Here is a 13155-nt window from a genome sequence, read left to right as displayed (position 1 = left end):
CCCTCCTCCATGGCTGATCGTATGAATACCTGCCGATCCGCCACAGAAGAGAGACCCCATGACCTGGCTGTCCAGATTCAGCCTCGCGCAACGGGCCCTGATAGGGCTGATGTCGATCGTGGCGATCGTCTTCGGAGCGATCGCCATCCCGCAGCTGAAGCAGCAACTGCTGCCCTCCATCGAACTCCCGATGGTGTCGGTACTCGCCCCCTACCAGGGCGCGTCACCCGATGTGGTCGAGAAGCAGGTCGTCGAACCGCTGGAAAGCAGCATCAAGGCGGTCGACGGCATCAAGGGCGTCACCTCCACGGCGAGCGAGGGCAACGCCGTGATCATGGCCACCTTCGACTACGGGGACGAGTCCACCAAGCAGCTCGTCGCCGACGTCCAGCAGGCCGTGAACCGCGCCCGCGTCCAGCTCCCCGACGAGGTCGACCCGCAGGTCGTGGCCGGCTCGACGGACGACATCCCCACCGTCGTCCTGGCCGTCACCTCCGGCAAGGACCAGCAGGCCCTCGCCGACCAGCTGGAGCGCACCGTCGTCCCCGCCCTCGAGGACATCGAGGGCGTCGGTCAGGTCTCCGTCGACGGCGTCCAGGACCTCCAGGTCTCCGTCACCCCCGACGACCGGAAGCTCGCCGCCGCCGGGCTCAACGCCATGACCCTGTCCGAGGCGCTGAAGGCCGGCGGGGCCACCGTCCCGGCCGGCTCCTTCTCCGAGGCCGGCAAGAGCCGGACCGTCCAGGTCGGCGGCGGCTTCACCTCCCTCAAGCAGATCGAGGACCTGCGGGTCGCCCCGCCGAACGGCAAGCCGGTCCGCCTCGGCGACATCGCCACCGTCAAGCAGACCGAATCCCGCCGGGTCTCGATCACCCGCACCAACGGCAAGCCCAGCCTGGCCGTCATGGCGACCATGGACAACGACGGCAGCGCCGTCGCCATCTCCGACGCCGTGCGCGACAAGCTGCCCGGACTGCGCGAGGACCTCGGCGCCGGCGCCGACCTCACCGTCGTCTCCGACCAGGGCCCGGCCGTCTCCAAGTCCATCTCCGGCCTGACCACGGAGGGCGCGCTCGGCCTGCTCTTCGCCGTCATCGTCATCCTGGTCTTCCTGGCCTCCCTGCGCTCCACGATCGTCACCGCGGTCTCCATCCCGCTCTCCGTCGTCCTCGCGCTGATCGTCCTGTGGACCCGGGACCTGTCCCTCAACATGCTCACGCTCGGCGCGCTGACCATCGCGATCGGCCGTGTCGTGGACGACTCGATCGTCGTCCTGGAGAACATCAAGCGGCACCTCGGCTACGGCGAGGAGCGCCAGGCGGCGATCCTCACCGCCGTCCGCGAAGTGGCGGGCGCCGTCACCTCCTCCACGCTCACCACGGTCGCCGTCTTCCTGCCCATCGGCCTCGTCGGCGGCATGGTCGGCGAGCTGTTCGGCTCCTTCTCGCTGACGGTCACGGCGGCCCTGCTCGCCTCGCTGCTCGTCTCCCTGACCGTCGTCCCCGTCCTCTCGTACTGGTTCCTGCGCGCCCCCAAGGGCACGTCCACGGACCCGGAGGAGGCGCGCCGCGAGGCCGAGGAGAAGGAGAGCCGCAGCGTCCTCCAGCGGATCTACGTTCCGGTGCTGCGCTTCGCCACCCGGCGGCGGCTCACCAGCGTCGCCCTCGCGCTCGTCGTCCTCGTCGGCACGTTCGGCATGGCTCCGCTGCTGAAGACGAACTTCTTCGACCAGGGCGAACAGGACGTCCTGTCCATCAAGCAGGAGCTGGCGCCGGGGACCGCCCTGGACGCGGCGGACGCCTCGGCCAAGAAGATCGAGAAGGTCCTGTCCTCCCTCCCCGAGGTCAAGGACTACCAGGTCACCGTCGGCTCGTCCGGCTTCATGGCGGCCTTCGGCGGCGGTACGGGCTCCAACCAGGCCTCCTACCAGGTGACCCTCGCCGACGCGGCGTCGTACGAGAAGACCCGCGACCGCATCGACGAGGAACTCGGCAAGCTCGACGGCATCGGCGACACCACGATCGCCGCGGGCGACGGGTTCGGCAACCAGGACCTCAGCGTCGTCGTCAAGGCGGCCGACGCGGCGATCCTCAAGAAGGCCTCCGAGCAGGTGCGCGCCGAGGTCGCCGGCCTCAAGGACGTCACCGACGTCCAGAGCGACCTGTCCCAGTCCGTCCCGCGCATCTCGGTCAAGGCCAACGCCAAGGCCGCCGAGGCCGGCTTCAACGACGCCACGCTCGGCATGGCCGTCGCCCAGGCCGTCCACGGCACCCCGGCCGGAAACGCCATCCTCGACGACACCGAGCGGGACATCGTCATCACCTCCGCGGCGCCCGCCAAGACCCTCGCCGAGCTCCAGAAGCTCCCGCTCGGCCCGGTCAAGCTGTCCGACATCGCCGACGTCAAGCTGGTCCCCGGCCCCGTCTCGATGACCCGGATCGACGGCTCGCGCGCCGCCACGATCACGGCGAAGCCCACCGGTGACAACACCGGCGCCGTCAGCGCCGCCCTCCAGTCCAAGATCAGCGCACTGAACTTGCCCGACGGTGCCACCGCCACCATCGGCGGCGTCTCCGAAGACCAGGAAGATGCCTTCGCCAACCTCGGACTCGCCATGCTCGCGGCGATCGCGATCGTCTTCATGCTCCTCGTCGCGACCTTCAAGTCCCTGGTCCAGCCGCTGATCCTGCTGGTCTCCATCCCCTTCGCGGCCACCGGCGCGATCGGTCTGCTGATCGCCACCGGCACCGCGCTGGGCGTCCCGGCGATGATCGGCATGCTGATGCTCATCGGCATCGTCGTCACCAACGCGATCGTGCTGATCGACCTGATCAACCAGTACCGGGCACAAGGACTGGGCGTCATCGAATCGGTCATCGAGGGCGGCCGCCACCGTCTCCGCCCCATCCTGATGACCGCACTGGCGACGATCTTCGCCCTGCTGCCGATGGCCCTGGGCATCACCGGCGAGGGCGGCTTCATCGCCCAGCCACTCGCGGTGGTCGTGATCGGCGGTCTGGTCACCTCGACACTGCTGACGCTGCTGCTGGTGCCGACGCTGTACGCGATGATAGAGCTCCGCAAGGAGCGGCGCGCGAAGAAGAAGGCGGCGAAGAGGAAGCCGCCGTCGGCGGGACCGGCGGCGACGGAGGCGGAGCCGGAGGACTCCCCGGCACCCGCCACCGCCTGACCCCCGCCCCCACCCGCACACCCACCTGCACCCGGCACCGGCCCTCCGGCGCCGGGTGCCTGTGTGTGGGCCCGCTCCGTTCTGGTGCGGGTGCGGCCATCTCCGGTGGGTGGGGGGCGTGGCCCCAGCCGAACAGGGGTCCCGGGCGGGGCCCCGGTTGCGGGAAGGGGCGGGGTGGGGGAAAGGCCCCGCCGGGTCCGGGGCGGAGCCCCGGCAAAAGGGCCCGCGCCGGAGCGCGGGCCCAAGGGGTCCGGGGCGAGGCCCCGGTTACGGAAGCGCCAGCATGCGCTCCAGCGCCAGCTTCGCGAAGTCCTCGGTCTCCCGGTCCACCTGGATCCGGTTGACCAGGTTCCCCTCGGCGAGTGACTCCAGCGTCCACACCAGGTGCGGCAGGTCGATGCGGTTCATCGTGGAGCAGAAGCAGACCGTCTTGTCGAGGAAGACGATCTCCTTGCCCTCGTCGGCGAACCGGTTCGCCAGGCGGCGGACCAGGTTGAGCTCCGTGCCGATCGCCCACTTCGAGCCGGCCGGGGCCGCCTCCAGGGTCTTGATGATGTACTCGGTCGAGCCCACGTAGTCCGCGGCGGCGACGACCTCGTGCTTGCACTCCGGGTGGACCAGGACGTTCACGCCGGGGATGCGCTCGCGCACGTCGTTGACCGAGTCGAGCGAGAAGCGGCCGTGCACCGAGCAGTGGCCGCGCCACAGGATCATCTTCGCGCCGCGCAGTTCCTCGGCGGTGAGACCGCCGCCCGGCTTGTGCGGGTTGTAGACGACGCAGTCGTCCAGGGACATGCCCATGTCGCGGACGGCGGTGTTGCGGCCCAGGTGCTGGTCCGGCAGGAACAGCACCTTCTCGCCCTGCTCGAAGGCCCAGTCAAGGGCGCGCTTGGCATTGGAGGAGGTGCAGATCGTGCCACCGTGCTTGCCCGTGAAGGCCTTGATGTCGGCGGAGGAGTTCATGTACGAGACCGGGACGGTGACGTCCGCGATGCCCGCCTCGGAGAGGACGTCCCAGCACTCCGCGACCTGCTCGGCGGTGGCCATGTCGGCCATGGAGCAGCCCGCGGCCAGGTCCGGCAGCACGACCTTCTGGTCGTCGCCGGTCAGGATGTCCGCGGACTCGGCCATGAAGTGCACACCGCAGAAGACGATGTACTCGGCCTCGGGTCGTGCGGCCGCGTCACGCGCCAGCTTGAAGGAGTCGCCGGTGACGTCCGCGAACTGGATGACCTCGTCGCGCTGGTAGTGGTGGCCGAGCACGAAGACCTTGTCCCCGAGCTTCTCCTTGGCCGCACGGGCGCGCTCCACCAGGTCCGGGTCGGACGGGGAGGGCAGGTCGCCGGGGCACTCGACTCCCCGCTCGCTCTTGGGGTCGGCCTCACGGCCGAGCAGCAGCAGGGCGAGGGGCGACGGCTGGACGTCCAGGGGCTGGGCGGTGGTCACGTCACGCACCCTTTCTTTTCCAAGTTCAGTGCGGCAGGGCCGCTCCAGTGGAGCCGGTGCTTGCACCGGAGGCTTTTCGTCTAAATGACGCTATCTATCATAACCGCTTCACGTCACTTTGACGATGGCCATAGTGTCGATGTGACACATCCCCTCTCCACAGGTCGGTGCTTGCTTCGAGCCCGGTGTGCGAGCATGAAAGGGAAAGAAACGCCTCGGCCCGGAATGAATCCGCGGCCCCGCCGGTTCCAACCGTCGGCAAGCAGTCTCCGTACAACCCGGGAGAGAAGCAGATGTCCGTATCGGACGAGAAGACCACTGTCAGCGACGGCATCCTTCTGTCGGACGCCGCCGCGGCCAAGGTCAAGGCCCTGCTCGACCAGGAAGGCCGCGACGACCTGGCGCTGCGCGTCGCCGTACAGCCCGGTGGCTGCTCCGGCCTGCGTTACCAGCTCTTCTTCGACGAGCGTTCGCTCGACGGCGATGTCGTCAAGGACTTCGGTGGCGTCAAGGTCGTCACCGACCGTATGAGCGCTCCGTACCTCGGTGGCGCGTCCATCGACTTCGTCGACACGATCGAGAAGCAGGGCTTCACGATCGACAACCCGAACGCCACGGGCTCCTGCGCCTGCGGCGACTCGTTCAGCTAGGACGTGCGGTCGAAGGCGGCGCCCCCGAGCGGGGGCGCCGCCTTCGTGCTACTTCCGGGGCACCTTCTCCCCGCTCGCCGCGTCCACGACCTTCCGCCCGTCCAGCGCCTTGTCCAGCGTCACGGTCCCGGTGAACTCCTTGGCCATCGCGACGCAGACCTTGTCCGGGTCCACCGGCGTCTCGGTCACCGTCACCCTGACCTCGGTGGCGGTCTCCTGGGCGGACACGGAGAACTTGCTGCAGACCCCGCCCCAGAAGCGCGCGGTGAGGATCTTGCCGTCCATGCGGTACGACTCGACCCGCCGGGCCGCACCGGTGGCGTCCCCGGGCTCCGGGGTGGCCGGCGACGGTGCGGGCGCCAGGTGCCGCGGCGAGACCGCCGGGTAGGTGACCGTGAACGACGGGGCATCACCCTTCGGCACCACCTGGAACAGCCACGACGGCACGAGAGCCTCGCGCCCCTCCGTGAAGTGCGCCGCCAGGCCGAAGACCGCCGAGCCGATCGTCACCTTCTCCTTGGGCGCGGGGCTGCCCTCCGGCTCACACGGCATCGCGGGCCGCGGGTCGGGAGTGTCGCCCGGTGCGGGCGCCCCGGGCACCTCGGGCGTCCCCGGCTGCGGGGGCTTGGCGTCGTTCTTCAGCGGCCCGGGGGGCGCACAGCCGCCGATCCCGACCGGGCCGCCGCCGGACGACGCGTTCAGCAGCTTCAGCGCCTCGTTCGCGCCGATCACCGGATACTCGTGGCTCTGGACGGGCGCCTTCAGCCGGCCGCTGCCGCCGACGACCCGGCCGTCCGGGCCGATCTGGACACCGGTCGACCAGCCGTACGTCGGCAGCCCGCCGACGACCGGGTCGGCGTTCACCACCCGTACCGCACCCATCACCTGCTGGGCGTCCAGCCGGGCGTTCTGCTGGCCCAGTGCCTTCAGCAGGGGAGCGGCGGCCTTCCTGGCGGCGTCCTCGCTCACCGGCACGCCCGGACCGTCGGGGGCGGACGGGCACACGTCGACCTTCCGGCAGTTGTCGCCGGCCGGAGCGAGACCGTACGTCCAGGTACCCGGGGCGGCCTTGTTCACCTGCAGCGTCGCCCCGGAGCCGTCCTTCTCCGGCCCGATCTTCCAGGCCGAGCCGGCCGTCCGCGGGCTCCCCGCGACCCCGAGCGCCCTGGCCAGGCGCGTCACCTCGTCCGCGGTGACCGTGCCCTGAGCCCGGTACACGGGCGCCGTACCGGGACCGTCCGGCAGCGGGCCCTTCGCCACGTACACCACCCCTGCGGGGTTCGGCTCGCCGGGCGCGATGCCGGGGGCGGAGCGCGTGGTGTGTCCGTCGAGAACCAGCGGCGGAGGCTTCTCACGGTCCGCCGCGCCCGGGCGTGCGTCGCCGTCACCGCCGGACGCCGACGTGGCGAAATAGGCGCCGCCGCCGCCCGCGAGCAGCACCGCCGCCGCCACCGAGGCGACGACGAGCGGCGAATGCCGACGGCGGGGACGCTCCTCTGTGGGCGCCGAGGGCCCCGTGGGCTCCTCGGGCTCCCTGGGCTCCGTACTGCTGCTCACCGCAACGCTCCTTCGTCTGTCGTATCCCCTTTACGGGAGACACCACTGGGACGGAGCGGAGGAGCGGCCGGTTCCCCGGGAGACGCCCGGCACGTCAGCCGCCGTACTCCGCCGTGGCGTCGATCAGCCGGGCGGAGGCGGGAGAGACGACCACGCCGTGGATCAGCGACGGGGAGACGGGTGCGGGCGCGTCCAGCGCCGGCACCACCCAGTGGGGCGCCATCCGCGCGCTGTCGCCGCGCAGCTCGGCCAGACTGATCTCCGACAGAGTGAACTCGGACTCTCGCCGCTCACGCAGAGCGCTGTAGTTCGCCATGACCGCACCGTACGCACCGGAGAGTCGACGGAAAAAGACCTACTATCGGGTAGTTTTCGCACGTCGGCCGCGCGGCGACCCGGTAACGTGAGGTGTCAACCCCTCCACCCCGCAGGAGCGCCCAGCCGTGCGTATCGCAGTCACCGGCTCCATCGCCACCGACCACCTCATGACCTTCCCCGGCCGATTCGCCGACCAACTGGTCGCCGATCAGCTGCACACGGTCTCCCTGTCCTTCCTGGTCGACAACCTCGACGTACGCAGGGGAGGCGTCGGCGCCAACATCTGCTTCGGCATGGGCCAGCTCGGCACGCGGCCGATCCTCGTCGGCGCGGCGGGCTTCGACTTCGACGAGTACCGCGCCTGGCTCGACCGCCACGGCGTGGACACCTCCTCCGTCCGTATCTCCGAGGTGCTGCACACCGCACGTTTCGTCTGCACCACCGACGCCGACCACAACCAGATCGGCTCCTTCTACACGGGCGCCATGAGCGAGGCCCGCCAGATCGAGCTGAAGGCGGTCGCCGACCGCGTGGGCGGCCTCGACCTCGTCGTGATCGGTGCGGACGACCCCGAGGCGATGCTCCGCCACACCGAGGAGTGCAAGTCCCGCGGGATCCCCTTCGCCGCGGACTTCTCGCAGCAGATCGCCCGTATGAACGGCGACGAGATCCGCACCCTCCTGGAGGGCGCGGCGTACCTGTTCTCCAACGAGTACGAGAAGGGGCTCATCGAGTCCAAGACCGGCTGGACCGACGACGAGATCCTCGGCAAGGTCGGCCACCGCGTCACCACCCTCGGCTCGCGCGGCGTCCGCATCGAGCGCGTCGGCGAGCAGCCCGTCGAGGTCGGCTGCCCGGAGGAGGACGCCAAGGTCGACCCGACCGGTGTCGGCGACGCCTTCCGCGCGGGCTTCCTGTCGGGGCTGTCCTGGGGTGTGGGCCTGGAGCGCGCCGCCCAGGTCGGCTGCATGCTCGCCACCCTGGTGATCGAGACGCTCGGCACCCAGGAGTACACCCTGCGCCGTGCCCACTTCATGGACCGCTTCACCAAGGCGTACGGCCACGAGGCCGCCGCCGAGGTCCGGGCGCACCTCGCCTGACCCGGCCAGGGGCACGCCGTACCCCTTCGCCCGGCGGTTCAGACGGTGCGGCGCACCTCGTACGCCGTACCGCTCACCGCGGGCCGCTCGCCCAGATACTCCTGGCCCCGCATCTCGCACCAGGCCGGAATGTCCAGGCGGGCGGCCTCGTCGTCGGAGAGAACGGTCACCGTCCCGCCCACCGGCACGTCCCCGATCACCTTCGCCAGCTCGATCACGGGGATCGGGCACCGCTTGCCGGTGGCGTCGACGACCAGAGCCTCGTCCCGGGTGGCCGCGGGGGCGGCGGACGGCGCCGGAGCGCCCAGTCGCTCCCGCACCCCCGCCACGGTGCCCGGCAGGACCTCCAGGAACCGGTCCACGTCCGCGACCGTGGTTCCCGCCGGCAGCGACACCCGGACGTTGCCCTCCGAGAGCACCCCCATCGCCCGCAGCACATGGCTGGGCGTCAGCGTGCTGCTCGTGCACGACGAACCGGAGGACACGGAGAAACCGGCCCGGTCCAGCTCGTGCAGCAGAGCCTCTCCGTCGACATAGAGACAGGAGAAGGTGACCAGGTGCGGCAGCCGCCGCACCGGATCGCCGACGACCTCCACGTCCGGCACCGACTCCGGCACCCGCGCCCGGATCCGGTCCACGAGCCCACGCAGCCGCTCGGCCTCCGCGGCGGCCTCCGCGCGCACGGCCCGCAGCGCGGCCGCCGCCGCCACGATCGCCGGAATGTTCTCGAATCCGGCGGCCCGGCCCGACTCCCGCTCGTCCGCCGGGCCTTGCGGGGCGAACCGCACCCCCTTGCGCACGACGAGCAGCCCGACCCCGGCCGGGCCGCCCCATTTGTGGGCACTCCCCGTGAGCAGGGACCAGTCGCCCCCGACCGGCCCCCATGCCAGTGACTGCGCCGCGTCCACCAGCAGCGGCACCCCGGCCGCCCGGCACGCCGCGGCGGCCTCCGCCACCGGCTGTTCGGTGCCCACCTCGTGGTTGGCGGACTGCAGACAGGCCAGCGCCGTGTCCTCCCGCAGCGCGGCGGCGAACGCCCCGGGGTCGACCCGGCCGGTCCGGTCCACGGCCACCTCCGTCACCGACCCGCCGTCCGCCTCGTGGGCGGCCGCCGAATGGAGCACCGAGGAGTGCTCCACCGACGAGACCACCAGATGACGGCCGGTGCGGCGGCGCCCGGCGAGCGCCCCGGCAATCCCGGCGTGCACCGCGCGTGTCCCCGAAGGAGTGAAGACGAGTTCGTCGGGCCGGCATCCCACCGCGTCCGCGGCAGCCTCCCGCGCGGCGTCGAGCAGCATCCGGGCGCGCCGGCCCTCCCGGTAGAGCCGGGCGGGGTCGGCCCAGCCCTCGTCGAGGGAGGCCTGCAGTGCCTGCCGGGCGACGGGGTGCAGGGGAGCGGAGGAAGCGGAATCGAAGTAGGGCACGTCTTCACGCTAACTCCCCGGAGGAAAGAGGGCGTCAGATGGGCCGGTGACGTGCGGGATCCGGGCCGGGAGGCCGGTCCCGCGGAGGCTCTGGCCACCCCTTCGGGGTGTCCCGCGGCGCGTTGGGCACCCTCCCCGCGCGACCCCAAATAGCGTCCAGTAGGGTTTGGTCCGCATAAACATCCAAACCCCTGCCCGCGTCAGGGCCGGCGACCGACCAGCGAGACGGCCGCAGCCGACCGCGCGGGCGAGACTCTCGGGAAGGCGCTACGTGAGTCCCAACGGCTCCGACCGCTCGTCGCGGCGCCCGATGCGGCGGAAGCTGCCGCAGGTGCTGACTGCGGGCCTGATCCTGGCTACCGCCTCCGGTTGCTCATACAACTGGGAGGACTTCCCCCGCCTCGGAATGCCCACCCCGGTGACGGAGGAGGCCCCGCGGATCCTCTCCCTCTGGCAGGGCTCGTGGGCGGCTGCGCTCGCCACGGGCGTGCTGGTCTGGGGCCTGATCCTGTGGAGCATCATCTTCCACCGGCGCAGCCGCACCAAGGTCGAGGTTCCTCCGCAGACCCGGTACAACATGCCCATCGAGGCGCTGTACACGGTGACCCCCCTCATCATCGTCTCGGTGCTCTTCTACTTCACCGCGCGTGATGAGTCGAAGCTCCTCGCCCTCTCCGACAAGCCGGCCCACACGGTCAACGTGGTCGGCTACCAGTGGAGCTGGGGCTTCAACTACATCGAGAACGTCGACGGCAAGGCCGACACGACGGCGAAGTCCACCAAGGAACTCGCCGCCATTCCGGACAAGTACCAGAAGCAGTTCCCGGCCGGTGCCGATGGCGTCTACGACTACGGCATCCCCGGCACGCGCAACCCGCAGAACGGCAACCCGGGTCCGACCCTGTGGCTGCCGAAGGGGGAGAAGGTCCGGTTCATCCTGACCTCGCGCGACGTCATCCACTCCTTCTGGGTCGTCCCGTTCCTGTTCAAGCAGGACGTCATTCCGGGTCACACCAATGTCTTCGAGGTGACCGCGACCCAGGAAGGCACCTTCAAGGGCAAGTGCGCCGAACTCTGCGGCGTCGACCACTCCCGGATGCTGTTCAACGTGAAGGTGGTCTCCCCGGAGCGCTACCAGCAGCACCTGAAGGAGCTGGCGGAGAAGGGGCAGACCGGCTACATCCCGTCGGGCATTGAGCAGACGGACCCGGCCAGGAATGCGGAGAAGAACCAACTGTGAGCATCCTCAACGAACCCCAGGGTGCCGCCGCAGCAGCTCACGGCTCCACCGAGCCGTACGAGAACGAGCTGCCCGTACGGCGCAAGCAGCCCGGCAATGTCGTCGTGAAGTGGCTGACCACCACCGACCACAAGACGATCGGCACGCTCTACCTGGTCACGTCGTTCGCCTTCTTCTGCATCGGCGGCCTCATGGCGCTCTTCATGCGCGCCGAGCTGGCCCGTCCGGGTACGCAGATCATGTCGAACGAGCAGTTCAACCAGGCGTTCACGATGCACGGCACGATCATGCTGCTGATGTTCGCGACGCCGCTGTTCGCCGGATTCGCGAACTGGATCATGCCGCTGCAGATCGGCGCGCCCGACGTGGCGTTCCCGCGGCTGAACATGTTCGCGTACTGGCTGTACCTCTTCGGCTCGATCATCGCGGTGGCCGGCTTCCTCACCCCGCAGGGTGCGGCCGACTTCGGCTGGTTCGCCTACTCCCCGCTGTCGGACGCGGTCCGCTCGCCGGGTGTCGGCGCCGACATGTGGATCATGGGTCTGGCCTTCTCCGGCTTCGGCACGATCCTCGGCTCGGTCAACTTCATCACCACGATCATCTGCATGCGCGCTCCCGGCATGACGATGTTCCGCATGCCGATCTTCACCTGGAACGTGCTGCTGACCGGTGTGCTGGTCCTGCTCGCCTTCCCGGTGCTCGCCGCCGCGCTCTTCGCCCTGGAGGCGGACCGCAAGTTCGGCGCCCACGTCTTCGACGCGGCCAATGGCGGCGCGCTGCTGTGGCAGCACCTCTTCTGGTTCTTCGGCCACCCCGAGGTGTACATCATCGCGCTGCCGTTCTTCGGCATCGTCTCCGAGATCATCCCGGTCTTCAGCCGTAAGCCGATGTTCGGTTACATCGGTCTGGTGGCCGCGACGATCGCGATCGCGGGTCTGTCCGTGACCGTGTGGGCGCACCACATGTACGTCACAGGCGGCGTGTTGTTGCCGTTCTTCTCCTTCATGACCTTCCTCATCGCGGTACCGACCGGTGTGAAGTTCTTCAACTGGATCGGCACCATGTGGAAGGGCTCGTTGTCCTTCGAGACACCGATGCTCTGGACGATCGGCTTCCTGGTCACCTTCACCTTCGGTGGCCTGACCGGCGTCATCCTGGCCTCGCCCCCGATGGACTTCCACGTCTCCGACTCGTACTTCGTCGTCGCGCACTTCCACTACGTCGTCTTCGGCACCGTGGTCTTCGCGATGTTCGCCGGATTCCACTTCTGGTGGCCGAAGTTCACGGGCAAGATGCTGGACGAGCGGCTCGGCAAGATCACGTTCTGGACGCTGTTCATCGGCTTCCACGGCACGTTCCTGGTGCAGCACTGGCTCGGTGCCGAGGGCATGCCGCGTCGTTACGCGGACTACCTCGCGGCCGACGGCTTCACCCTGCTGAACACCATCTCGACCATCGCGTCGTTCCTGCTCGGTCTGTCGATCCTGCCGTTCTTCTACAACGTCTGGAAGACCGCGAAGTACGGCAAGAAGATCGAGGTCGACGACCCGTGGGGTTACGGCCGTTCGCTGGAGTGGGCGACGTCCTGCCCGCCGCCGCGGCACAACTTCCTCACGCTGCCGCGCATCCGTTCCGAATCCCCGGCCTTCGACCTGCACCACCCCGAGATCGCCGCGGTCGGCCAGCTCGAGAACCACGGGCAGAAGGACACCGCGCTGCTCGGCGGCAAGGAGGTCGGCAAGTGAAGATCCAGGGCAAGCTCTTCATCTGGCTGAGCATCTTCATCCTGGCCATGGCCGTGCTCTACGGCGTGTGGTCGAAGGAGCCGGCCGGTACGACGGCGCTGTTCCTCGCCTTCGGCCTGTGCATCATGGTCGGCTACTACCTGGCCTTCACGGCCCGGCGCGTGGACGCCATGGCGCAGGACGACAAGCAGGCCGACGTCGCGGACGAGGCCGGTGAGGTCGGGTTCTTCTCCCCGCACAGCTGGCAGCCGCTCTCGCTGGCGATCGGTGGCGCCTTCGCCTTCCTGGGCGTCGCGCTCGGCTGGTGGCTGCTGTACTTCTCCCTGCCGCTGATCCTGATCGGCGTTTTCGGCTGGGTCTTCGAGTACTACCGGGGCGAGAACCAGAACCAGTAGGTCTGCCCGCCGCGTTCGAGCGGTACGCATCGAGGGGCCCGGTGGCATCCGTAAGGACGCCACCGGGTCCCTCTTTTGCAGTCACCCGGC

At 69.7% G+C, this 13155-nt stretch carries 10 protein-coding genes; 6 read left to right on the top strand and 4 right to left on the bottom strand.

The window, feature by feature from the left end; all coding sequences use genetic code 11:
• Nucleotides 1-58: 58 nt before the first annotated feature.
• On the top strand, nt 59-3190 hold the full coding sequence (locus ACY34K_RS01955; RefSeq protein WP_462742466.1) for an efflux RND transporter permease subunit: 3132 nt from the start codon (nt 59-61) through the stop codon (nt 3188-3190).
• Between the two features lie 267 nt (nt 3191-3457).
• Here ACY34K_RS01955 and nadA read toward each other — a convergent pair whose 3' ends face one another.
• A complete protein-coding gene (gene nadA, locus ACY34K_RS01950; RefSeq protein WP_462742463.1) occupies nt 3458-4636 on the bottom strand; it encodes a quinolinate synthase NadA in 1179 nt (392 codons plus the stop codon).
• A 293-nt stretch (nt 4637-4929) separates the two neighbouring features.
• On the opposite strand from nadA, the gene ACY34K_RS01945 reads away from it, so the two are divergent.
• Nucleotides 4930-5286, top strand: a complete 357-nt coding sequence (locus ACY34K_RS01945; protein ID WP_019885637.1) for an iron-sulfur cluster assembly accessory protein — start codon at nt 4930-4932, stop codon at nt 5284-5286.
• A 48-nt stretch (nt 5287-5334) separates the two neighbouring features.
• Here the strand turns inward: ACY34K_RS01945 and ACY34K_RS01940 are convergent, their stop codons facing one another.
• Together ACY34K_RS01940 and ACY34K_RS01935 are read right to left on the bottom strand one after the other, a co-directional pair.
• Nucleotides 5335-6843, bottom strand: a complete 1509-nt coding sequence (locus ACY34K_RS01940; RefSeq protein ID WP_462742459.1) for a hypothetical protein — start codon at nt 6841-6843, stop codon at nt 5335-5337.
• Nucleotides 6844-6937: 94 nt separating this feature from the next.
• A complete protein-coding gene (locus ACY34K_RS01935) occupies nt 6938-7159 on the bottom strand; it encodes a hypothetical protein (RefSeq protein ID WP_462742457.1) in 222 nt (73 codons plus the stop codon).
• A 127-nt stretch (nt 7160-7286) separates the two neighbouring features.
• On the opposite strand from ACY34K_RS01935, the gene ACY34K_RS01930 reads away from it, so the two are divergent.
• Nucleotides 7287-8261 (top strand): carbohydrate kinase family protein, encoded by a 975-nt coding sequence (locus ACY34K_RS01930; RefSeq protein ID WP_462742454.1) that lies wholly within the window; start codon nt 7287-7289, stop codon nt 8259-8261.
• Nucleotides 8262-8299: 38 nt separating this feature from the next.
• On the opposite strand, the gene ACY34K_RS01925 is transcribed toward ACY34K_RS01930, so the two are convergent.
• Nucleotides 8300-9685, bottom strand: coding sequence for an aminotransferase class V-fold PLP-dependent enzyme (locus ACY34K_RS01925; protein ID WP_462742451.1), 1386 nt, complete (start codon nt 9683-9685; stop codon nt 8300-8302).
• 271 nt (nt 9686-9956) lie between these two features.
• On the opposite strand from ACY34K_RS01925, the gene ctaC reads away from it, so the two are divergent.
• The 3 genes from ctaC to ACY34K_RS01910 are packed head-to-tail and all read left to right on the top strand — an operon-like array spanning nt 9957 to nt 13065.
• Nucleotides 9957-10925, top strand: a complete 969-nt coding sequence (ctaC, locus tag ACY34K_RS01920) for an aa3-type cytochrome oxidase subunit II (RefSeq protein ID WP_462742448.1) — start codon at nt 9957-9959, stop codon at nt 10923-10925.
• The gene (gene ctaD / locus ACY34K_RS01915; protein WP_462742445.1) at nt 10922-12670 is read left to right on the top strand and encodes an aa3-type cytochrome oxidase subunit I; all 1749 of its coding nucleotides are present in this window, start codon (nt 10922-10924) and stop codon (nt 12668-12670) included. Before ctaC ends, ctaD begins: the two co-directional genes overlap by 4 nt.
• On the top strand, nt 12667-13065 hold the full coding sequence (locus ACY34K_RS01910; protein ID WP_462742442.1) for a cytochrome c oxidase subunit 4: 399 nt from the start codon (nt 12667-12669) through the stop codon (nt 13063-13065). The genes ctaD and ACY34K_RS01910 overlap by 4 nt, the downstream gene beginning before the upstream one ends.
• The last annotated feature ends 90 nt before the right edge of the window (nt 13066-13155 follow it).

The sequence above is a fragment of the Streptomyces sp. STAM6 genome (assembly GCF_054963715.1).
The sequence above is the reverse complement of the archived record's forward strand: the minus strand, read 5'-3'. Positions and strand labels throughout refer to the sequence as shown.